Origin of the sequence: Neoroseomonas lacus (assembly GCF_014644535.1) — a bacterium.
Classification (GTDB): Bacteria; Pseudomonadota; Alphaproteobacteria; order Acetobacterales; family Acetobacteraceae; genus Neoroseomonas; species Neoroseomonas lacus.
In genome coordinates, this window is record NZ_BMKW01000019.1 from 17,279 (window position 1) to 39,090 (window position 21,812).

Consider the following 21,812-nt stretch of genomic DNA (forward strand, 5'->3'; position numbering starts at 1 on the left):
CTGCGGCCGGAGTGGAAGGTGTCCCATGGACGGTTCGCTCGCCGCCGCGCGTCAGCGTCACATTCTCCCCGCATTGCCCGGTGCCGGCTTCGGCGAGGCACCTCTACCGGCCCGCGCTGTTGACCCTGGCATGGGCCTCGCGGTGGCGCGCCGCACCGTCTTCCGCCCCGGAGATGCCGAGGATTTCGGCCGCGTCGCTGACCGCGTTGCCGCCGGCAACATGGCGCTGCTCGGCGATCGCGCCGATGCCGCCGAACAGGCGCGGCTGCGCAACGCCATCGCCACCGGCGCGCTGATCACCTCCGGGCGCCACCTCCAGCACGGCGACGCAGCGCAGCCCACGCGCAACATGGAGGTCTTCACCAATTGCGCGACGGCCATCACCTCCTTCGCGCTGTTCTACCTGCTGCTGAACGGCAGCGGCGTCGGCCGCGCCTATGACGACGAACTGGTCGCGGTGGACTGGGGCCATGCGCCGCGGCTTCTGCTGCACCTGTCCGCCGACCATCCCGACTTCCCCGACACGCGCGACGAGATCCACCGCTTCGGCGCGGAATTCGCGCTGCTGCCCTGGGGCACCACCCTCGCGGCGATGAGCGAGGCGCAGGAGGCGGAGATCCGCGCATTCATCGCCCGTGAGATCCTGCGCGACGCCACCGCGGCGCCGCCCGGTGCCATCCACCACGCCATCGCCGACAGCCGCGAAGGGTGGGGCAAGGCTGCGGAACGCCTGGAAAGCCTGGCCTTCGCCGGGGCGGCGGACCGCACGCTGGTGCTCGACTTCTCCGCCATCCGCCGCTGCGGCGCGCCGATCGCCGGCATGCAGGGGCGCCCGGCCTCGGGACCGCTCTCGCTGCTGCGGGCCTTCCTCAACCTGCGCCAGCACGTGATCGAGCCGGCGCGCCACCGCGGCCCGGCCGACGAGGCGCTGGCGCCGTGGGAGCAGGCGCTGCTGGTGGACCATCACCTCTCGGTCGAGGTGCAGGTCGGCGGCGCACGGCGCGCCGCGCGCATGGCCACGAAATCCTGGCGCGACCCGGGCATCTTCCGCTTCATCCGCCTGAAAGCCGAGGGCGGGCTGTGGACCGCCAACAACTCCGTCATGGTCGATGCCGAATTCTGGGAGGGCGTACGCGCCGCGCGCGCGGGTAGCGACGCACCGCTCGACCGTCATGCCCTCGCGGTGTTCGAGGAAGCGACCGCCTGCGGCTACATCAACGGCGAGCCCGGCTTCATCAACGGCGACCGGCTGGAGGACCACCGCACTGGCACCGCCTGGGCCAAGCCCGTGCACACCGACGGGCGCGACCTGCGCTCGGCGCGCTATGCCGCGGACCATGCCGTGCCGCTGCTGGCGGAGCTCGGCCGCCGCGCGGCGCAGTCGCGTTTCCCCGCCACCACCAACCCCTGCGGCGAGATCACGCTGCATGTCACTGGCGGGTACTGCGTCATCGCCGACTTCGCGCCGCTGTTCGCCTGTCCGCGCGACCTAGCGGCGATGACGCCGGGCGAGGTGCCTGAGGACGTCGCGGCGCAATGGGATGCCCGCGTCGAGGACAGCGTGCGCCTGGGCGTGCGCTTCCTGATGCGCGCGAACACGATGGATGCGCTCTACGCCGACGAGGTGCGCCGCACCAACCGGATGGGCATCGGCCCGACCGGCCTGCACGAATGGGCCTGGATGCGCTGGGGCTTCGGCTTCGAGGACCTGCTGGACGAGGCGTGCAGCGCCCCCTTCTGGGAGGCGCTCGCGCGCCTGTCCGAAGCGGCGAAACAGGAAGGCAAAGCCTATGCCGCGGAACTCGGCATGCCGGCGCCCTTCACGGTCACGACCGTCAAGCCGGCCGGGACCACCAGCAAGCTGTTCGGCCTGACCGAGGGCGCGCATCTGCCGGCGCGCCGCCAGTATTTGCGCTGGGTGCAGTTCAAGGGCGTGAAGGCCGAGGCCGGCTGGGCGCGCGACGCCGACCCGCTGCTGGGCGACTACGAGGCGCGCGGGTATCCGGTGCGCGGCCTGCAGAGCTTCCCGGGGATGTCCATTGTCGGCTTCCCGACATTGCCGCTGATCCAGCGCCTTGGCATCGGCGATCGCCTGGTGACCGCGCCGCAGGCGACCCCGGCGCAGCAGTACCGCTGGCTTGGCCTGCTGGAACGCCACTGGATCGGTGCGGCGCGCGGCAACCAGGTGAGCTACACGCTGAAGATCTTCACCGACCGGCACGACCTCGATGCGTTCCGTGACTTGGTGCTGCGCCACCAGCCGGAGATCCGCTGCTGCGCCATCCTGCCGAGCCGCCCGGACAAGGAACTCGGCTACGAATACCTGCCGGAGGAAGAGGTGCATGCCGCGCGCTTCGCGGCGATCGTCGACGGTATCAGGGATGCTGCGCTGCACGAGGCGGTGGACATGACGCACCTGGCCTGCGCATCGGGTGTGTGTCCGCTCTGAGCGCCATCGTGAGCGTGTCGCTCGGGTCCAGCCGAGCGGCACGCGGCAATCCAGCAGCGCCCCGGTCGATATGACCGACGGCCGCACCGCTTGGTGTGCCAGAATGTCAGATTATCCGGGCGCGGTGCAGGCCGACACACACACACACACACACACACACACACACACACGCAGACGCAGACGCAGACGCAGACGGAGCCAGCAATGCCGATTCCCGAAGGACACGTCTCTACCCGACGCAGTCCCGAGTTCACGCAGGACACCATTCCGCCTGCGCTGCGGCAGGCACATGAAACCACGCATGACACCTGGGTGGTCATCCATGTGCTGGAGGGCAGGCTGCGCTACTGCACTATCAGCCCCGCCTCGGAGACCGTCCTGGAACCGGGCCGGCCGGGCGAAATCGAACCGGAGGTGAAGCACCGCGTGGAGCCACTCGGCGTGGTCCGCTTCTACTTGGAATTCCATTATCCGCCGGAGCGCCATCCGACACCGAACGCGTAGCTGTGCCAGCAATGGGCCGGCCGTCACGCGCGGCGCTGCTTGGGATCCGTCAGTGCCAGAACTTTAGGTATCCGGCCAGGACGTGGCACGCCGGAACTCCTACGGCATAGTCTCCGTCTTGCATCGATCTACCGGGCGCCACTGCAACAGTTCGATCCCGAGACCGCCCCGCGGCCGCGTCTACGCCCCAGAGAAGGTTGGATTCCGGTTCCCACCGCTGCTCCAATCTTCTCTCTCACAACCTGTCTCTCCCACACGGTGCACCGCGCTGAGGCGCAGGTTTGGCCGGGGTTTGCGCGTGGACCTTGATGGTTCGATACCGCAACTACCGCCGAATTCGGGCCGCAGAGAGCGGAAGGTCTCCGAACCTTGAGGGTAGGCCGATTTTACCCTCAAGCTTAAACTATTGATATTAGGCGGTCTTTTCCCGGGGTTATCTTCAGATTTCAGTAACCCGATCGCCTCTCAATGCTTAGTTAATGCAAACTGTTGATCCGCCCCCATCCTTACAATCAACAAATTGCAGCACCGCCGCAGGTATTTCAGAGACCGGATCGACATGGACGACAAAGACCACGTCTTCGCCCGCTTCAAGGACGACAAGCCGGCGTCGGCTGATCGGCGTGAGACGTTGAACATCCCCCGACGCGCTGGCGCACCGGGAAGCAGGTCCGTTGAGGTGGTGCACGTGCGATCGGGCGGCGCCGTAAGAGACAGGCCGCAGCGCCAGGATCAGTACGTCCGCGCGGCGTCCTGGGACGGTGGCTTCCCGACAAGGCAGACGCCCCGCGCGTCCATGCTGATCGAGCAGACAGCCCCTGAGGCCGCAGAGCCGGTCACCCACGTCATGCCTGCCTGGGAGCCAGCGGCGACGGAGGCTGATGTGGCCCCTGCTGAGGAGCCTTTCGTTGCGCCACGTCGCGGTCGAGGGCGGCCTCGCAAGCATCCAGTTGGGCAGCCCGTCGCGGCAACGGCTGAGACAGCGCACGCTGAAGAGCCTGCCACGCCGCGCCGGGGCCGCGGGCGGCCTCGCAAGTCAGTAGCGGCAGCGGCCGGCGCAGCGCGCGCTGAGGAGCCTGTCGTCGTGTCGGTCGATGACCAAGGGCGGCCTCGCAAACAGCCGACCAGCGCGCGTACCAGGCGCGTTGCAAACCCATTCGACGCCTCCGACGACGGCGCGAACTGCATGCGCTGCGGCTATGCGATCGAGCCGGCGCGGGAGAAGCGCGGGCTTATGACGTGCTCAGGCTGCGGGTAGATCGGGCGGACCGCTCTGCAACGTCGGAAATCGGCCAATAGCTGCCTGGCGGCTTACGGGCGGGCGGGCCGAGAAACAGACGTTACTCGAGCGAGTCGTGGGATGGTCTGAATTGGCCGTCAGTCGAGAGCAACTCTCGGTAAACACTCGCGTGAGCGCGGATTACGGCGTGGCCCGCGGGAGCTTGCAGCAAAGGTCCAGGGGCGTCCCCTATCAGCTGGTAAGTATCTTACCGCGCCAGCGATTGATCACATCATCGAAATTCACCTCGCGCCAATCTGCGTTCCATTCCTGAAGGTAGTTTACGCTACGCGAATGCGGCTCCGGCACTGGACGCTCGAATCGACCGACGGTTGGCATTAGCGGCGCATCGCCAACAGTGAGGAACTCACCTTCGCCGAGATTGGGGAGCAGGTCGCCAATCCCAGCGGATAGATCGGGAAGCAGCGACTTGATGTAGCTCTGGTCGACTGCGTTTGTCAGCCGGAGTGAGATAAAGTTAGAGCATTGCGAGAAAATCGTCTCGGAGACTTCGGACGGCCTCTGACTCACAACCATGAGCGTGACGCCGTATTTGCGGCCTTCCTTGGCGATTCGCTCGATCGACTTGCGGGATGAGTCATACTGTGCCCCGCCCGCGCGGGGGACGTAGTTGTGTGCTTCCTCGCAGACTAGCATGACCGGCACGTCACTGACATTGCCCCCGACATGACGGTTTTTCGAGTAATGGAAGCCGAAGTCGAAGATCATTCGAGAGATCAGGCTGACCACGATGCTGAGCACCTCGAACGGGATGCCGCTCAGGTCGACGATCGAGACGTTCGACTTCGTTAGATAGCCAATGAACTGGCGCACAACGTCCGCGAAATCGCTCGTTGCAAGCGGCGCCCCGTCGTGCTTGACGGGATAGAACAGAAAGCGGAGTCGAGGATCCGCGAGACGCGTGCGCAGCCGCAGGATCAGGCGGTCGAACTCGCCATGGAACGGGCCGTTGCTGGCCTTCGTTTCCCTGGCCGTCGATTGGACCACGAATGATTGGATAGCGTCGAAATAGCAGCTGTCGCGATCGACGACCAAGGTCTCGTTAGCAAGCTTAGGTTTCCCCTCGCCCGCGAGCTTCCCAATCACCTCAGCATTCATGTTTTCGAGATAGGTGACCACCTCGTCAATCGAGAAGTAGACGGGCGTGTCGAAGGAGATGTTTCCCAACTCCGGATTGTGGCGGCACTTGTTGCGCACGACGGCATGCCGAAACTGGGATACCTGGTTGTGCGAATTGATCTCGTGGCTCTCGATGAACATCTCCTCGAGTTCCTGGGCATTCATCAGCCAGTACGGTAACCGGAGTGTATCGACGTCGAGAAGATTGAGCGTGAAATTCTCGGTCTCGGCGAGCCTGAATGCGGCGGCGTATTCGGCGTGAATGTCGAAAATCACGATGTGCGCGTTATTCTGCGCCGCTTTGTTCGCGTTCGCTTTCCCCTCGATGCCGACAACGGTCTGTAGAATCTTTGCAACGGCGCAGGATTTGCCCGACCCGGTCGATCCGACCACTGCGACATGCTTGCTGAAAAAGCGGTCGCCATCCACTTCGAACTTCACGTCGGGGGCGACGCTAAGCGTACCGAACGAGAACGGTGACTTGATGCCTTTGGAGAAGATGTCGCTCAGAACTGCCGCTGGCGTCACGTACGCATATTCGGTAGGCACAGGCAGAGCGGGTGTTCCGCGGGTGAACTTACCCTCCTCCGAGAGCGTGCCGATCGGCTGGGTGTCGATCTGGAAACGGAAGGCCACGGAGTCAGCGTCCCCGCTACCGCCGGCCTCGGCGTCCCAGCGCTTCGAGCGATCGATGTGGGACGCCCTGACCGCTACGATCGTGGCGAGAAGATAGAGATTGTTACCCGAAGCTATGAGCAGATACTGCCCAACGCCGAGCTTTGCTTTATGTTTCTCGAACTCTTCGGCGCTGCTTATCTCGATGCGCACTAGGGACGGTGAGCTGTCGGTCACACTCCCGATCGGATTCCCAAGGTCAGGCATAATTATTCCTCAACTGCAGAACATATTCTAGGTCGGAGAGGTGCTCGATTTCGAAGCGATGGATGTTGACGTCGGGGTTCTCCCAAGGGTCATTTGTTACATTGACCAGGAACAGCTCATCTGGTCGCTTCGGTGGATTCTCGGTCACGTTGGCCCGACCCGCGAGCCGGAGGCTGAACTCAATGGCGAAGGGCGACCGCTTCACCATCGGCCGACGGAAGAGTTCCTCGGACCGAAAAGAAGTACCAACGAACCCATTGGCGCAACGCAGACCCGCATCGTGAAGTCTCGTTTCCAATCCGTTGACGTCATAGTTCCCCACGATCATGAACAGCGGTGGGTTCGAATGAAGATACTTACAGCAGTAACGCTCGACGAACTTCTTAATGAAGCGCACGACATCCTCATCGAACCTCTCGATCGTTGAGGGGTCAAGGACGAAGGTGCGGCCGCGAGCATTATGCCCAAGCGATGGCCTGAGGTCGCCGCGCAACCGCTTGAAGATCTGCGCACGCGTCGCGAGCTCTCGGGTCCACCTTGTAAAAGTAACCTGCCGGACATCTTGAAGATCGCGAAGAAAAATCAGTGGGTCGACGGTACGATCTGTTACGCTGGGCTTGGTCGCGAGCTCGACTATGCGATGGATCGCATTGGGATAGATGATCGCTTCAACATCCTCGGCTGAAAACCCCTTGGCACGTAGCGCCTCTAAAACCGTCTGCTGTAGAGCGTCGGTCGATTGCCCGAACTCGATCGTGAACCGCTTGAGAAACTCGTCGCGATCGAAGCCGGGCGCGATGCGTTTGATAATCGTCTTGAGCGGATCAGACTCTGTTGCGAGCACTGTTTTCAGTTCTGAATTGGTCAATGTCTGGCTGCCACTCTGGTTAGGAAAATGGCAAAACAGGCGATAATAAACTGTTGGCGTGATAGTGAAATTTTTCGAAAAATGCTCAAGCATAAGTAGGATCGGCTTGTATATTTTCCCGAGTGTGAATTTGTCCGCTTGCTCATGATATTTGCATTGCACGGCGGTCGTGAAACCGGACGCACATACATCGATATCTTCAATCGCGCCTTCGATAGTTATCTTGGTGTCGGCGCCAGCGACCAAGATCTCCGAAAGGTAACGGAGGAATTGGTAAAGGTATCCCTTGATCGAATATTCCGCAGTCCTGGCCACATCACCACCCCTCTGCCACGAGAGTGATCGGCGGCCCGTTCTGCGTCAAGCAACCTCAAACCGGCGATCGAAGAGGAAGGGGGTTATGGTGCCGTCACTACAAGCCTGTTGCCTGCCACAAGCCAGAACGCGCGATCACGGTGAGTCAGCAGGATGCCCGGCCATGCGGTTTGCAGCCTCGCTCAGTATTTCGATCATCGTGTCGAGTCGAGCGTCGTCGGATCAGCGAGCGGATTGTTTAGCGAGTATCTCTCAACGCGAGCGAAATGGGTAGATGGTCGGAGTAGCCGTAGTTCCAACGAGTTATCGAGACCGAGTTGGATGAATAGACTGATGCCCGCGCTGCGCGCATGCGCCTCGACGACGGCTGCCGAGTTATCGCGAACGGCGGCCCGAGGACTAATCGTCGGGGTTTCGTCGCGCCAATCTTGTGCCGATCTAACATCGTCGATCCGCAGCCTAGCTGAGCCTGCACTCCGAATAGGCCTCGTCGCCCAAGACCGACTTCGCGATGTCCGCGAGATGGGCATGATGGGTGAAGAAGAGAACTTGCGTCTTCCGGGCGAGGTCCGCAAGCACCTGGAACCCGGCCCGGGCCCGGTCGTCGTCGAAGTTCACGAAGAGGTCGTCGGCGATGAAGGGCAAGCGGATGCCGGCATCAACCGTCTGTTCGATCGCAGCCAGGCGCAGTGAAAGAAAGAGCTGGTCAGTGGTGCCCTCGCTCATGGCGTCGACCTCGACCGCATTGCGGCCATCCTCCGAAATGCCCAGGAGCCGGGGCGACGCCTCGTCGAGATCCACCCGCAGCCCCGAGTACCTCGCAAGGGTCAGCGTCGAGAAGATCTTGCTGGCCCGCGTTACCAGGGGGTTCTGGTGCCTCTCGCGGTACCGCTCGATCGCCCAACGGAGGGTAAGGGCCTGGGTTCGCTTCAGGATGTAGGCCTCGGCTTGCGTAGCCATCTCCGCGCGGGCCTGCTCAGCATCGAACGCAGCGTCAGGGGCCGCCGTGGTCGCCCGTTCCAGATCGGCAAAAGCACGGTTCGCCTCGCCGTTCGCCGCGGCGGCGTTGGAAGCCTGCGTATTCAGGTCATTGATCTGCCGTTCGATTTCCTCGGACCGCACGGTCAGGGAGTCGAGATCGGCCGCCATCACCAGTGCGACCAGATCGTAAAGCGGCTTGCCGTCCCCGTCCCGGAGGATCGCTTCTTCCACCCGCGCGAGGTTCTCCCGCTTTTCGCGCCGCGCGCTCGATCGAGCGATAACCTCCGGCAGCTTCAGCGGATCATCGCAGGCAACCTGCTCCATAACCGGCAGCAGCGCTTCGGTGGCGGCGGCGTGCTTCGCGCTCGCTTCATCGATCTCCTTCTGCCGCGCTGCACGGTCCTTGTCTTGCTCCGCCAGGACCCTCGCCGTCGCGTTGGCCTTCTCCAGCCGCGCACGCAGACGCTTCACGAGCTCCGCATCGTCAGGGGCGGTGTCCGCCTCGAGGCGTTCCGACACCGCGGCGACATCTTCATGGAAGCGCTCCGCATCCTGGGTAATCCCATCGATGCGCTCGTTCAGACCGCTCAGCACCTCCTTCGCCTGGCGCACGGCGTCGAAGGCCGAGAGGCGGGCGCCGGCGGTTGCGATGTCGAGCATCAGGTCCGTGCCCGTCAACAACGTGTCCCAGGCTTGCGAACGAAGGGCCGCCTTGGCCCTGATCGTCTCCTGACGACGCCCGAGCGCCGCAAGGTCATCCCCGATCTGCGCGAGGCTCTCCCGATTCGCTTTGCGTTGCGCGCTTCGCGCTTCGACCGCGCTACGCGCACGCTCGGCACGGGCGAGCGGACTGGCGATCTCCGACACGTCCGGCGAGCCCACTTCCCCCATGGCGTGGACCAGGGCTGCGATGGCGGTGGCCCGCCGGCTCTCTATGTGGTCCGCCTCAGCCTCTGCTGTGTCTAGGTCATCCTTGGCGCCGAGGGCCGCCGTCCGCAGCTCCAGGAAGGTCCCGATCTGGACAGGATCGAGGTCAGGAAGCCCGATCGCCTGAAGGCGGGTCTGCCACGCGTCCTGGAGGACGGCCAGGCGCTCTGCCGCTGCCATCTTGTCACTCCGGGCCTGCTCAGCCGCCTTCGCCCGCTGTGCACGGTCTGCCTCAAGCCCCACCAGCCGCGCCGACGCCTCGGCGAGGGCAAAGCGGTGATCGGCCAGGTCATCAGCCGAGGTAACAGCACCTTCGAACATCGCAGCTTGCGCAGCCGGATCGTCAAGGGCCCCTTCATCGCACAAATGGGCCCGGATGGGCCGCCATTTCGCTGTCCGATCGGAACGACTATCCAACAACTGCTGATGCGAGATGCCTGCGCCGGTTCCGACCGCCTCGATCTGCAGGGTCAGCTGCGCCACCTCGCCGTCCAGGCGCCTCGCCGTCTTGTCATCGGCGGCGATGGCCTCTCGCTCACGGTCCCAGGCGAGCTTCGCCCGTTCGATCTCCTCAGAACTTGGAACACCGAGCCGTGCGAGTCCGTCGGCATCACCGGTCCATAGGGAGAGCCGAGCGAGAGCCGTCTTAAGGGTGGTGCCAGCGCGGGCTACCGCGCGACGGAGCGCCGAGCAGCGATCATCGACGTCCGCCCCGAGCTTACGGGCGGCATCGACCGCAATGATCAGGGCGCTAGGATCGCCATCGTCTGTCTCGGCCGCAAGCTTCGCCTCCAACCGATCCCGCCGCAGCTCGAGCTCCTCCTGCTGCGAACGGATCTGCTGGAGGGCAGCGACATCGGCGGCGTGCGCGGCCGAGAGCTTCCTCAGTCCCTCGACCGTCTCGGCTGAGAGGATCGTGCCCGATGCGGTGCCTGCGTCCGCCTGCAAGGCATCAAGCTTACGGCTTACAGCGTCCCGATTGTCTCGCAGATCGACGACGTCCTTCAGCCCCTTGGCGACGGCGCCTGAGGCGGCGACGAGATCCTCAATCGCTTCCACTTCGGCAAGGACTGCAGGGTCTGGCACTTGCTGCCCCCTGCGATCGTTGATCTCTACCAGGAGCCGCTCGGCCGCGGCCTTGGCGCGGGATGCAGCGTTGGCCGCCTCCATGCTGGAAAGCACCGCCGCCTCGATTGCCGGGGCCAACTCGACGACGTCGGCAGCCTCGGAGAGCTGGCGTAGAAGGCTCTCCCGAAGCTGGACGTTGCCGGCGACCCTTCGCGTCCTGTCCGTCAGCTGCCTCTCGCCGATGAGCTGTGAGCGCTGCTTCTCGATGGCATCAAGATGCTCCTTCGCGGCATCGAGGGCGTCGCGGGCATCCTTCCATGCCTTAGGCCTGAGGCTTCCGTCCCGAATAGCCCTCAGGGCAACCTCAAGCTCGCGTTCCGCGCGCGTGTAGGTCCGCGATTGCTTTGCTCGCGGCCCCCAGATCGCTTCAGCCTCGTCCTGGAGACGCTTCAGTTCGTCGGAAACGCGGACCATCCCCGATCCAGCAGCGAACAACGCCTGTCCGACGTTGTCCCTCGCCGAGACCATCGCCCGCCCACCGTTTCGCAGGGCCTCCTGGTCCAGGCTGAAGGAGAGCTGGAATGTCTCGCGCGTCTGGCCGCGGAGCATGGCCAATAGGTCGCTTTCCGCGATCGGGTTATCGGCGGCATCCACCAGGCTGTTGCTGGCTGCCTTGCGCCGCCGGAACGCCAAGACCCGTCCGCCCTCCTCGACCACTGCACCGATGCGCAGCATCGGGTAATCGAAGCGGAAGTTGTAAGGCGACCGGACTGGGAAGCCGAACAGGAGGTCGCTCACACCTGATCGTGACGTCGATTTTCCGGCTTCGTTTCCACCGGAGATGATGTGGATATCGGCCGCGCGCGCAGGGAACTCGAGTTCGCAGTTCTCGAACCGGCCGTACTTCTCAAGGTGGAGCTTCGAGAAGCGCATCTCAGGCCTCCCCGGCCAGCCGGGAGCGCAGCGTCGCCGCAGCAGTAGCAATCAACCGGTCCCACTCACCTCTTCCTGCCGCATGGCGCATTTCGTCTTCATCACCGTCACCGCCGAGCGATCCCTTAGCGGATGACAGGAAAGCCTCTAGATCCTCGCGTAGTTCTGTCGCCAATGCCTCGCAGTGGATCGCCTCCTCAATAAGCGAGGTCAGGTCATCCGGGAGATGCCCGCCTGACTGAGTGGCAGCGCCGGTCAGTCCAACCTGGACCTTCTCAATCCAGATTCCAGAGCCGATCGCCTCTGCTACCGCTCGGGCGTCGTCTCGCAGCGACAAGGCATCCTCGCGGATCCGGGCCGCATACTCAGTGGCTCCGGTGAGCACCAACCGGACGATCAAGGGACGACCGCCTGAGGTGCTCGCATGGGCCTCGACCAGGCGATCGCGCATCCTGGACACCACGCCGTCCCTGTCGGCGCCCGCGCAGTCCACGTCGACGGTTGCCCAGCGAATTACGTCGACCTCGACCGGATCCACGGCCACGACCTCACGGTCCACAACCTCGACGATGACCACCCCCTTAGGGCCGGTTTCCCGAACGCTCCTGCCCTGGATGTTACCGGGGAAGACGACATACGGCTCGCGCGACACGATCTCGAAGCCGTGGACATGCCCCAAGGCCCAGTAGTCGTACTGCTTCGCGCGCAGGTCCGCGACATCACAGGGAGCGTAGCGGGCGTGCCCTTCTCGCCCAGACAGCGAGGTGTGAAGCACGCCGATGTTGAAATAGCCGCTGTGGGCCGTTGGGTAGGAAGTCACCATGTTCTCGCTGACCGAAGGATTGGCGAAGCTCTGGCCGTGAACGGCGACGCCAAGCCTCTCGATGAGATGGGTCTGCGCCTTCCTTGATCCGAATTCGCTTACATTTTTGGGCCACGGGACACTCTTCGTCACAACTGACGCGGCGTCATGGTTCCCGGTCAGGATGAAAACCAGGATCCCCGTCCGTTCGAGCCGGCCCATCGCGCGCGCAAAATAGAGACCGGTGCTCATGTCGCGCCAGTCGCCGTCGAACAGGTCTCCCGCGATGATCACGAAGGCGACGCGTTCGTCGATCGCGGTCTGGATCAGGTTATCGAAGCTCGCCCGCGTGGCGCCCCTGACCTCATCCAAGGGCACCCCCTCATAACGGGCGAGGCCGTGCAGCGGACTGTCCAGATGGATGTCCGCCGCGTGCAGAAATCTAAAGCTCGCCAAAAGCTCCCCCCGGGCTGTAGGTGGTCCTGCAGTTTAGCCAGAATTGGTCTACCTGCGCACCAATACGTCAAGTGCAGATCGCGCAGGGACCCTTGCGGCGAGCGGGCAACGCAACAGTCGCCACGCCTGTTACTTTGGACAAAACTGGACGCCTCCAGAAACCCGAGCTTCGGTAATTATTGCGGTGGATCGGCACATGGTCCGGCCGTGTACAACGAGATCACAGAGATCACGCTGCTGATGGAGGCTTTTGGGGGCGCCGGTGTGTCGGGCGCGGCGGTTCCAGATCCTATGCCGTCGCGGCTTTGCTGCTAATCCAGACGACCCGCGTCGGGTTTAGGGCAAGTGTGGCGAGACCGATCTTCATGCGCGCCCTGGAGATGCCGTTGGTGCGCACGGCCACGCAAGGCGCGGCACGCTCGACCAAAGTTCCGCTTACGACAACATGGTAGTTGCCGATCAACTCTTGCATGGGAGCAAAGCGGACGAGCGGGCATCGACGCTACTGCGCCAAAGCCTCAAGCTGATGTTCCCAGATCTCGGGAAATGGCTGGAGCAGTTTGGGAAGGCTTGGGGCGGTTCGCGCCCTTCCCTCCATCAGTTCCTCTACCAATGCAGGAGCGAGCAGCGTCAGGCGGATTAGCGAACCAAGGTACCCCCGCTCGATCTTCTCCGCCGCAGCCATCTCGGTGATCGACGCGTAGCGTCCTTCGTCCAGCAGCTTCTGATATCGGAACGCCCGCGCCAGCGCCTTCACCAGCGCTGGGTCAGCTCGCGTCGGCATCACGTTGTCATCGCTCGCCGGAAACGCAGGCGACACCACCGTCTTCCTGCCCGGCCGCCGCCGGATCTTCAGCGGCACCCGAACCGTGATGCTGGTCGCGGCAGTCATGCCGCTGCGCTCAGTGCCGCGTGCGCGACAACGCCGAGTTCCCGGACCAAGCCGGCCAGGCCCTCAACGCGCAGCCGGATGTCGGCACCGGAAGGCCCGACAACCACCCGCTCCACCAGCGCCCGTATGATCCGTGCCTGCTCGGCCGGGAACAGTTCCTCCCACAGCGGATCGAGCCGATGCAGCGCGTCGCGGACCTCGCGCTCCGTCAAGTCGGGCGCCTCGCACCGCGCCGCGAGCCACGTGCCGACCACGATCTCGGGCTGCCGCAGCAGCGCCCGGACCTGGTCCACCACCGCCGTCTCGATCTCCGCCGCCGACACCCGGCGCACGATGCTGGCATCGCCAGCGGCATCCCCCTTCATCACCCGCTGCGCCACGTAGTAGCGATACAGCCTGCCGCACTTCCTGGTGTGCGTCGGCGAGAGCGCGCGGCCGTCGATGCCGTAGAGGATGCCTTTCAGCAGTGCGGGGGCCTGCTGCCGGTTCTGTGCGGAACGCGTGCACGGACTGACCTGCAGCACGGCGTGTGCGCGGTCCCATAGCTCCCGCGGCACAATCCCCTGGTGCTCGCCGGGATAGATCTGCCCCTTGTGCGCCGCCTCGCCTACATAGGTCCGGTTGTTCAGCAGCTTGTAGACGTCGCCCTTGTCCAGCGGCCGACCAGTCTTGCTGGTGGCGCCCTCCGCCCGGAGGCGAGCCACCGTCTCGATGCCCGATCCCGTCTCGGCGAAGATCTCGAACACGCGCCGCACCCGCGGCGCCTCAGCCTCGTTCACCACCAGCTTCCTGGCGACCACGTCGTAGCCGAGCGGTACCTTGCCCCCCATCCACATCCCGCGAGCGCGGGAGGCGGCGAATTTGTCGCGGATTCGCTCGCCAATGACCTCGCGCTCGAACTGGGCAAAGCTGAGCAGGATGTTCAGCGTCAGTCGCCCCATGCTGGTGGTCGTGTTGAACGACTGAGTGACTGAGACGAAGGTCACGCCATGCGCCTCCATAGTCTCGACCAGCTTCGCGAAATCCATCAGCGAGCGGGACAGGCGATCGATCTTGTAGACGACGATGACATCGACCCTGCCCTGCTCGATGTCCGCCAGCAGGCGGCGCAGCGCTGGCCGCTCCAGCGTGCCGCCGGAGAAGCCCCCATCATCGTAGCCGTCACGGACCAGGAGCCAGCCCTCGGCCTTCTGAGAGGCGACATAGGCCTCGCAGGCCTCGCGCTGCGCGTCGAGCGTGTTGAACTCGCGGTCCAGCCCCTCGTCGGTGGATTTCCGCGTATAGACGGCACAGCGCAGTTTCTTCGTGGTAGCCGGCATGATGATGTCGGCCGGCGCCTTCTTCCGGCTCATGCCGCACCCCCAGTCGGCCGCAGCCCGAAGAACGTCCAGCCATTCCACCGCGTCCCCGTGATGTGCCGGGCGATGGCCGACAGCGACCGATACGGCCGCCCTTCATACTCGAAATCATCGGCCCGCACGGTGACGACATGCTGCACGCCATCATGCTCGCGTATCAGTCGCGTGCCCGGCAGCGGCCGGCTATCGGCACGGATCCGCCGCAGCACGACATTGCCGCCGTCCAGCTGCTCGCCCAGCGCCTCCAGGCGCGCCCGGGTCTCCGGCTTCAACCCGCCATAGGCCAGTTCCTGGATCCGATAGGCCAGCCGGCTGGTGATGTAGCTGCGGCTGAACGGCGGTGGCTCCTTCCCATACAGCCGGCGCCATTCGTCCTTCAGCTCAGCGATGGGCGCGGTCTGAATCCAGGCGAGGCGGCCGAGCACCTGGTCGCGCGGGAAGCTGGTGATCGGGACAGCAACAGGCTCGATGGCGTCAGCGGCGGTCTGTCGGCGGGTCATGCGGAACTCCTCTCCAAGGGGTCCGCATGCACGCTCTGGTGGGCGGAGAAGTGTAGCGAACTCTCTCCCTGAACCCCGAGGTCGCGGTCGAAGTCCTCGGCAGCGCGGCGGCGCAGCCTCAGCAGGCCGCGAGCGAGGATGTCGCAGACATCGCGCAGGTGGGGCGGGAGGTGTGGGTTAAGCGAAGGCGGCGCAGTCATCTCATTACCTCGCCTTCGTAACGACGAGGTGAGGGCCAGATCGCGTTTGCCTGCGCCCGAGGGACCGCCGTATGAGAACGCATTGAGATTGGCCGGGCTGCCACAAGGGCTCTTGCTGAGAATGAGCACAGAATCATCGGTCGAGTCCCCTGCAGCGCCAGAGCGCTTGCCCCTGACCCAGGGCGCTCTCGCTTGGTGTGACCCCGAACTTGTTGAAGGGCTTCTGAAGACCGGGCTGACGTATCGTCAGCATTGGCGTCCGCGCCCTCCCCACGCATTTCCCGATATGCAGGACGGGATCAATGCCGTGCTCGATGAGAATCAGCATCATCGGTCTCGATGGGGCGCCTTTGTGAGAGCGCGTAAGGCTCTCGAGGCGGACTTTCGCTGCCGCATCGCGGATGGACGCCTTCAGCTCGTGGGGTTGAGCATGAAGCCGGTTCCGGCCGAGAGCCTGAGCGCGGTTCCGTCGGTCTGGGCGGACCACGTCGAGTTCGACTGGGCAAAGAACGCCATCAAGTTCGGCAAGGATATGCTGCTCATTGACGTGACGGTTAAACCAGCTGCCAGCCCGCCGGAGGCGCTCTCCGCCACGGAGACAAAGGGTGTGAGGTCCGCACGCTTGGATGGCGGGCGGCGGCGATTTCCGATGGCAGAGATGGTTGTCATCGCACGGACTCGCGCCCGCGATGCCAGCAATAAGGGCGAGGCTAAAGCCCTCATTGCTGAGTTCAAGCGTTTGTACAGGGGGCGCAAAGTGCCGGCGTATCGGACGGTCGTCGATCATGTCTCGGAGATTTACGAACTCGCCGCGGAAAATGCGTGCCCGCTAAACCCGTAGAACCCGTACAACGGGAAGCGCGGGATTAGCGGTGTGGCGACGCGCGGCTTTCGCATGCCACAGCCATTGGCATGGACACGACGTCGCTTCCCCCAGCGTCAGGCGTATCAAACGCCCCAGATTTCTCGCCATCTAACGGTGACGGGATCGGGCTGCGCGATGACATCGCACCGCCACCCACGCCCGAGGCGCCGCCCCGGCACGGCTTCACTTTCGGCCTGCACAACCAGAATACGGCGTGGACCGACGTTCAGCGGCTGACATGGGACGAGTTGTTCGCGCTGCTGACTAAGCACTCGGTGGGAGCAAAGGTCGGCACCTGCATCGTCCCCGCCGTCTTCCGGGGCACGCGCCGCCACAAATCCGATGCCGACCAAATCGATGTCGCCTTCCTGGACAGCGACACCGGCGCGACGCTGGAGGATATCGAGACCGCCATTGCCGCACGCGGTTGGTCAGCGATCATCAGTTCCACCCACAGCCATCTCGCCAGCACCACCACCATTAAGCGGGGCAATTGGGACAAGTTCCGCGCCGGTCACGATTATCCCGATGGTGCTGCCGAGGCCTACCTCATCGCCGATAAGGGCTACCTGCCGGCCGTTGCCGACGGCGCCACCGTCGCTTCCGAGACATCCGATCAGGTCACCTTCCAGCACCAGCCCTGCCCGAAGTTTCGCATCGCCATACCGCTGGAGCGACCTTGGCGGGCTGAGAGCTACGATAGCCAGGCTGTTGCCAATGCCGCCTGGAAGGAACGCATCGAGGCGCTGGCGTGCGCGCTGAACCTGCGGCACGACCAATCCTGCACGGACACCTCGCGGTTGTTCTACCTGCCGCGTCGGCCCGTTGACGGGCCGCCGGCCGAGACTGCCGTTCTCGAAGGATCGCCATGCGATCTCTTCGCCCTGCCCCCGGCGCCAAAGGCCCGAAGGCGCGCAGGCACGGAGAGCTCAACGCTTAGCGAGGATGGCGCGGGCCGCCGATCACGCCGCCGGGGCCAGCAGGAGCAGCCGGATCCGATCTCCTTCACCGACCCTGAAACGGGCGAGATCGTTGATCTGCGCTCATGGGCCAGAGACAACGCTCGCCGCTTCGAAATCGTCACAGCGCTCCAGGCCCGCAAGCCCGACGCCTTCATCGGCAAGTCGGTGGACGGCAAGCACCATCTCCGGTGCGTCAACGCCGGCGCCCACACCACTGTCGACGACGATCAGGCGACCTTCGTGATGAATGCCAGCCAGTCCGACAAGGGCTGGTTCGTTCACCACTGCCGGCACAGCCACTGTGATGGCCGAGATCACCTATTGTTCCTCAAGCAGATGCTGGAGCAGCGCTGGCTCAGCATCGCTGATCTGACCGACCTGAGCTTCCTGTGCGAGGCGAGACCAACCAGGCCGACCATTCGTCACATCGCGGGCCAATTGCCCTGGGTCGTCGACCAAGCCGAGCAGGCGCTGCTCCAAGCGGATCTCGGCCTCTATCAGCGCGGCGCATTCATCGTTCGTACGGGCCTCGTCCGCGTCAACGGCGGATCCGCGGCTCAGGCGGGGCGACGGCAAATCATCCCGCAGGGCGATCGCGCAATTGGCGAGGCCATGACGGGGGCTGCCATCTGGCTTCGGTTCGACGGGCGCAGCGAGGAATGGGTCAACATAGACGCACCGCTGGCTGTGGCGACCACCTATCTTCAACGTGTAGGGCGCTGGCGCCTGCCAGTCCTCGCGGGGATCCTGAATTCGCCCACTCTTCGCCCCGACGGTACGATTCTCGCCGCTCCGGGCTACGATGCTGCTACGGGCTTGCTGCTTGAGCCACGCCGGCTGCCAATACCGATGGTTCCGGAATACCCGACCCAGGACGACGCGCGGATCGCCCTAAGTTGTCTGAACGGCCTGATTGACGACTTCCCCTTCGTGAGCGGAACGGACCGGGCCGTAGCGCTGTCGGCGATATTGACCGCGGTAATTCGCTGGAGCCTTCCCACCGCGCCGCTGCACGCCTTCGACGCCCCGGTGGCAGGGTCCGGCAAGTCCAAACTGGTCGATATCGCGACCCTGATTTCCACCGGTCAGGAAGCGGCCGTCATAGCCCAGGGTCGAAACGAGGAGGAACTCGAAAAACGTCTTGGTGCTTTGCTTCTGGCAGGTGAACGGGTTGTCGCTATCGACAACTGCGAAGCCCCGCTTGGCGGACAAATGGTCTGCCAGATGCTGACGCAGACAAGCCTGAGAATGCGGATCCTCGGCCGCTCCGAAATGCCCGAGCTGTCCACCTGCGCGTTGGTGACCGCCACTGGTAATAACCTCACGCTGATCGGAGACATGACCCGCCGCGCCGTTCTATGCCGGCTGGACCCGAACTGTGAGCGGCCCGAACTGCGGCGGTTTAGCAGCGACCCGGTGGCGACGCTGCTTGCCAGCCGCGCGCCATACCTCGTGGCGGCGTTGACGGTACTGCGCGCGTTCCATGTCGCAGGCCGACCGCGTCAGGTGGATCCGCTGGGCTCCTTCGTCGTCTGGAGCGACTGGGTGCGCGGCGCGCTGATCTGGCTTGGCCAGGCCGATCCGGTCGCCAGCATGGAGTCCATTCGCGCTGATGATCCTCGCTTGGAATCCATCACCGCGGTGCTGACGCAGTGGTGGGGCGTATTTGCCGACCGGACAGTCACTGTGCGCCAGATCATCGAGTTCGCGTCGGAGCAGCAAACACCAATTGCTTCGCTCTATGCGAAACCTGAGTTCATTCGGCCTGATTTCCGGGAAGCTCTGCTGACGGTTGCCGGCGCGGCCGGTGCCATCAATAGTCGAAGTCTCGGCCGGTGGATCGCCGGACTTAATGGCCGTGTTATCGGGCGCTGGCGCTTGGAACGCGGTTCGGACACTGGTGGCGTGGCCACGTGGTGTCTGAGCGCGATCAAGCCGGAGGGTCGCCGTGATGCGTGACCGCGCCAGCTCCCCATCCGAATTACCGCGTCCTGTTAGGTGGTTAAGGTGGTTATTTGGGTTTCTTTCAGTCGACGCGGGGAAACTGTCAGATGTTATCTCTTCCCGAACATGCCTGCGTGTGTGTGTTGACAGTTTTATGGGGAGGGCCGCCAGAAACCCAAATAACCCCCTTAACCCCCTGAACCGTCGCTGGGTCTCCTCCCGGGCGCGGGCGCCGCCACGCTGATGGCATGACAACACCTGGACACCGTCATCGTCATTATCGGAGGTCACAATGCCGCCGCCCGCTCCTCAGCCGAGAGACTTCCCGGCCTACAAGACAGTCAGAACGTCTGACTTGTTGCCCTATGCCTGCAACGCGCGGACTCACTCCGACGCCCAGGTCGCGCAGATCGCCGCCTCCATCCGCGAGTTCGGTTTCACCAACCCGGTGCTGACTGACGGCGCCAACGGCATCATCGCCGGCCACGGGCGCGTGATGGCCGCGCGCAAGCTCGGCCTCGCCGAGGTGCCGGTGATCGAGCTGGCGCATCTCACGCCCGCCCAACGCCGCGCCTATGTCCTCGCCGACAACAAACTGGCTCTGAACGCCGGCTGGGACGCCGACCTGCTGCGGCTGGAACTGACCGAGTTGCAGGATCTCGGCTTTGACCTCGGCCTGACCGGCTTCGACGAGGACGAGATCGCCGGGTTTCTCGCCGGTCCCACCACCGGCCTCACCGATCCCGACGACATTCCCGCCCTGCCGGAGACGCCCGTCAGTCGGCCGGGCGACATCTGGCTGCTGGGTCGTCACCGCCTCGCCTGCGGGGACTGCACCGACCCCGCCGTCGTCGCCGCGGTGCTGGGCGGCGTCCGCCCCCACCTGATGGTCACTGATCCGCCCTACGGCGTCGCCTATGACCCCGAATGGCGCAACCGCGCCGGCGTCAGCACCACGCGGCGCACCGGCAAGGTCGAGAACGACGACCGCGCCGATTGGCGGGAGGCCTGGGCGCTGTTTCCCGGCGACGTCGCCTATGTCTGGCACGGCGCCCTGCACGCCACCACCGTGGCGGAGAGCCTCACCGCCTGCGGTTTCGACATCCGCGCGCAGATCATCTGGGCGAAGGACCGCCTGGTCCTCGGCCGCGGCCACTACCACTGGCAGCACGAACCCGCCTGGTATGCGGTGCGCGGCCAGGGCCATTGGTCGGGCGATCGCAAGCAGACGACGCTGTGGCAGATCGCCGGCCGCAGCGAGGATGCCGAGACCCCCCATGGCACGCAGAAGCCAGTCGAATGCATGCGCCGGCCGATCGAGAACAACTCCTCGCCCGGCCAGGCGGTGTACGAGCCGTTCTCGGGTTCCGGCACCACCCTGATCGCGGCGGAGACGATGGGGCGGTCCTGCCACGCCATCGAACTCTCGCCCGCTTATGTCGACGTGGCGGTGGCCCGCTGGGAGGCGTTCACGGGGCTGGACGCGGTCAGGGAGCGCGACGGAGCCTCGTTCAGCGGCCTCGGCCCCGGACCGGCTGGCGACGCCCCCAGCAGCCTCGGGGAGGCGTCCCATGCGTCGGTTTGAACCCACGCCGGATCAGCGCCGCACGGTGAAGACCATGGCGGGGTTCGGCATTCCGCACACGGACATCGCGCCGTTCATCGGCATCGACACCAAGACATTGCGCAAGCATTTCCGAGAGGAGCTCGACCGAGGGATGACGGAGGCCAATGCCAAGGTCGCGCAGTCGCTGTTTCAGATGGCGACGCAGGGCAAGAACGTCGCGGCTGCGATATTCTGGATGAAGGCCAGGGCGGGCTGGCGGGAGAAGATCGAGATCCGGCCCGAGGTGACGCCTCACGCATCGCTGACCGACGCGGAGCTTGAGGCGATCATCCGCCAGGGAGAGTCGCCGCGGCGGGCCTACAATCGGATCATCGAAGGGACGCCGGGGGTGGAAGGTCAATGATAGCCGAGCCAGCCCCCGATCCCATTCCGCCGTTCTCGGAGGAGCAGCAGCGGACGGCACGGGCGATGGCTGGGCTGGGCGTGTCACGCCGACAGATCGCGGTCTATCTGCGCACGGATGAGACGACGCTGAAGGCGAGCTTGGGCGATGATCTCGACCAGGCGGAGGTCGAGGCGATCAGCAAGGTGGCGCGGGCGCTGTTCACCATGGCGACGAAGCAGAACAACGTCGCGGCGGCGATATTCTGGATGAAGGCGCGCGGTGGTTGGCAGGAGAAGCAGCAGCTTGAGGTGACGGGCAAGGACGACGGGCCGATCGCGATCGCGGAACTGACGATCACCACGGACGATCCGGTGGAGGCGTCGCGCCAGTACCAGCGCCTCATCCGTGGCACTGCCCTCTGACCAGCCGCCAATCGCATCTGTTCAACACCGAGCAACGACCGTTGGTCGGTGGTGAACAGGGGAGGCGATCACGACCTGTCAGCACAAGATGGTCCGCTCTCGACCCTATGCGG

The 21,812-nt window shown here is 64.5% G+C and carries 14 protein-coding genes; 7 read left to right on the forward strand and 7 right to left on the reverse strand.

What is annotated here, in order from left to right; translation table 11 throughout:
- Nucleotides 1-25 precede the first annotated feature (25 nt).
- Both IEY36_RS27285 and IEY36_RS27290 read left to right on the forward strand, forming a co-directional pair.
- Nucleotides 26-2,449, forward strand: a complete 2,424-nt coding sequence (locus IEY36_RS27285) for a recombinase (protein ID WP_188972934.1) — start codon at nucleotides 26-28, stop codon at nucleotides 2,447-2,449.
- A gap of 204 nt (nucleotides 2,450-2,653) precedes the next feature.
- A complete protein-coding gene (locus IEY36_RS27290; protein WP_188972936.1) occupies nucleotides 2,654-2,953 on the forward strand; it encodes a DUF1971 domain-containing protein in 300 nt (99 codons plus the stop codon).
- Nucleotides 2,954-4,424: 1,471 nt separating this feature from the next.
- On the opposite strand, the gene IEY36_RS27295 is transcribed toward IEY36_RS27290, so the two are convergent.
- The 7 genes from IEY36_RS27295 to IEY36_RS27325 all read right to left on the reverse strand — a co-directional run bounded on the left by IEY36_RS27295 (nucleotide 4,425) and on the right by IEY36_RS27325 (nucleotide 15,354).
- Nucleotides 4,425-6,254 carry an ATP-binding protein gene (locus tag IEY36_RS27295; protein WP_188972938.1) on the reverse strand — a complete coding sequence of 610 codons (1,830 nt, stop codon included), beginning with the start codon at nucleotides 6,252-6,254 and terminating at the stop codon, nucleotides 4,425-4,427.
- Nucleotides 6,247-7,368: a hypothetical protein gene (locus tag IEY36_RS27300; RefSeq protein ID WP_188972940.1), complete on the reverse strand. Its 1,122-nt coding sequence runs from the start codon at nucleotides 7,366-7,368 to the stop codon at nucleotides 6,247-6,249. Before IEY36_RS27300 ends, IEY36_RS27295 begins: the two co-directional genes overlap by 8 nt.
- Before the next feature lie 528 nt (nucleotides 7,369-7,896).
- Complete coding sequence (locus IEY36_RS27305) at nucleotides 7,897-11,346, reverse strand: ATP-binding protein (protein WP_188972942.1); 3,450 nt, start codon at nucleotides 11,344-11,346, stop codon at nucleotides 7,897-7,899.
- 1 nt (nucleotide 11,347) lies between these two features.
- Complete coding sequence (locus IEY36_RS27310; RefSeq protein WP_188972944.1) at nucleotides 11,348-12,604, reverse strand: metallophosphoesterase family protein; 1,257 nt, start codon at nucleotides 12,602-12,604, stop codon at nucleotides 11,348-11,350.
- Between the two features lie 502 nt (nucleotides 12,605-13,106).
- A complete protein-coding gene (locus tag IEY36_RS27315; RefSeq protein ID WP_188972946.1) occupies nucleotides 13,107-13,496 on the reverse strand; it encodes a hypothetical protein in 390 nt (129 codons plus the stop codon).
- Nucleotides 13,493-14,848 (reverse strand): recombinase family protein, encoded by a 1,356-nt coding sequence (locus IEY36_RS27320; protein WP_188972947.1) that lies wholly within the window; start codon nucleotides 14,846-14,848, stop codon nucleotides 13,493-13,495. The genes IEY36_RS27315 and IEY36_RS27320 overlap by 4 nt, the downstream gene beginning before the upstream one ends.
- Nucleotides 14,845-15,354 (reverse strand): DUF2924 domain-containing protein, encoded by a 510-nt coding sequence (locus IEY36_RS27325; RefSeq protein WP_188972949.1) that lies wholly within the window; start codon nucleotides 15,352-15,354, stop codon nucleotides 14,845-14,847. The genes IEY36_RS27320 and IEY36_RS27325 overlap by 4 nt, the downstream gene beginning before the upstream one ends.
- A gap of 486 nt (nucleotides 15,355-15,840) precedes the next feature.
- Here IEY36_RS27325 and IEY36_RS27330 point away from each other — a divergent pair, with 486 nt between their 5' ends.
- From IEY36_RS27330 to IEY36_RS27350, 5 genes are all read left to right on the forward strand, one after another.
- Nucleotides 15,841-16,395 carry a hypothetical protein gene (locus IEY36_RS27330; RefSeq protein ID WP_188972951.1) on the forward strand — a complete coding sequence of 185 codons (555 nt, stop codon included), beginning with the start codon at nucleotides 15,841-15,843 and terminating at the stop codon, nucleotides 16,393-16,395.
- A 71-nt stretch (nucleotides 16,396-16,466) separates the two neighbouring features.
- Entirely contained in the window at nucleotides 16,467-19,340 is a 2,874-nt protein-coding gene (locus IEY36_RS27335; protein WP_188972953.1) for a hypothetical protein, read from the forward strand.
- A 340-nt stretch (nucleotides 19,341-19,680) separates the two neighbouring features.
- Nucleotides 19,681-20,910: a site-specific DNA-methyltransferase gene (locus IEY36_RS27340; protein ID WP_229681618.1), complete on the forward strand. Its 1,230-nt coding sequence runs from the start codon at nucleotides 19,681-19,683 to the stop codon at nucleotides 20,908-20,910.
- Between the two features lie 34 nt (nucleotides 20,911-20,944).
- Nucleotides 20,945-21,295 (forward strand): hypothetical protein, encoded by a 351-nt coding sequence (locus IEY36_RS27345; protein ID WP_188972957.1) that lies wholly within the window; start codon nucleotides 20,945-20,947, stop codon nucleotides 21,293-21,295.
- Nucleotides 21,292-21,699, forward strand: a complete 408-nt coding sequence (locus IEY36_RS27350) for a hypothetical protein (RefSeq protein ID WP_188972959.1) — start codon at nucleotides 21,292-21,294, stop codon at nucleotides 21,697-21,699. Before IEY36_RS27345 ends, IEY36_RS27350 begins: the two co-directional genes overlap by 4 nt.
- Nucleotides 21,700-21,812 lie beyond the last annotated feature (113 nt).

Bases quoted from the DNA above. Each gene is read 5' to 3' on its own strand.
- IEY36_RS27285 (WP_188972934.1), top strand. From the start codon at position 26: ATGGACGGTTCGCTCGCCGCCGCGCGTCAGCGTCACATTCTCCCCGCA.
- IEY36_RS27290 (WP_188972936.1), top strand. From the start codon at position 2,654: ATGCCGATTCCCGAAGGACACGTCTCTACCCGACGCAGTCCCGAGTTC.
- IEY36_RS27295 (WP_188972938.1), bottom strand. From the start codon at position 6,254: ATGCCTGACCTTGGGAATCCGATCGGGAGTGTGACCGACAGCTCACCG.
- IEY36_RS27305 (WP_188972942.1), bottom strand. From the start codon at position 11,346: ATGCGCTTCTCGAAGCTCCACCTTGAGAAGTACGGCCGGTTCGAGAAC.
- IEY36_RS27315 (WP_188972946.1), bottom strand. From the start codon at position 13,496: ATGACTGCCGCGACCAGCATCACGGTTCGGGTGCCGCTGAAGATCCGG.
- IEY36_RS27320 (WP_188972947.1), bottom strand. From the start codon at position 14,848: ATGAGCCGGAAGAAGGCGCCGGCCGACATCATCATGCCGGCTACCACG.
- IEY36_RS27325 (WP_188972949.1), bottom strand. From the start codon at position 15,354: ATGACCCGCCGACAGACCGCCGCTGACGCCATCGAGCCTGTTGCTGTC.
- IEY36_RS27330 (WP_188972951.1), top strand. From the start codon at position 15,841: ATGCAGGACGGGATCAATGCCGTGCTCGATGAGAATCAGCATCATCGG.
- IEY36_RS27335 (WP_188972953.1), top strand. From the start codon at position 16,467: ATGGACACGACGTCGCTTCCCCCAGCGTCAGGCGTATCAAACGCCCCA.
- IEY36_RS27345 (WP_188972957.1), top strand. From the start codon at position 20,945: ATGGCGGGGTTCGGCATTCCGCACACGGACATCGCGCCGTTCATCGGC.
- IEY36_RS27350 (WP_188972959.1), top strand. From the start codon at position 21,292: ATGATAGCCGAGCCAGCCCCCGATCCCATTCCGCCGTTCTCGGAGGAG.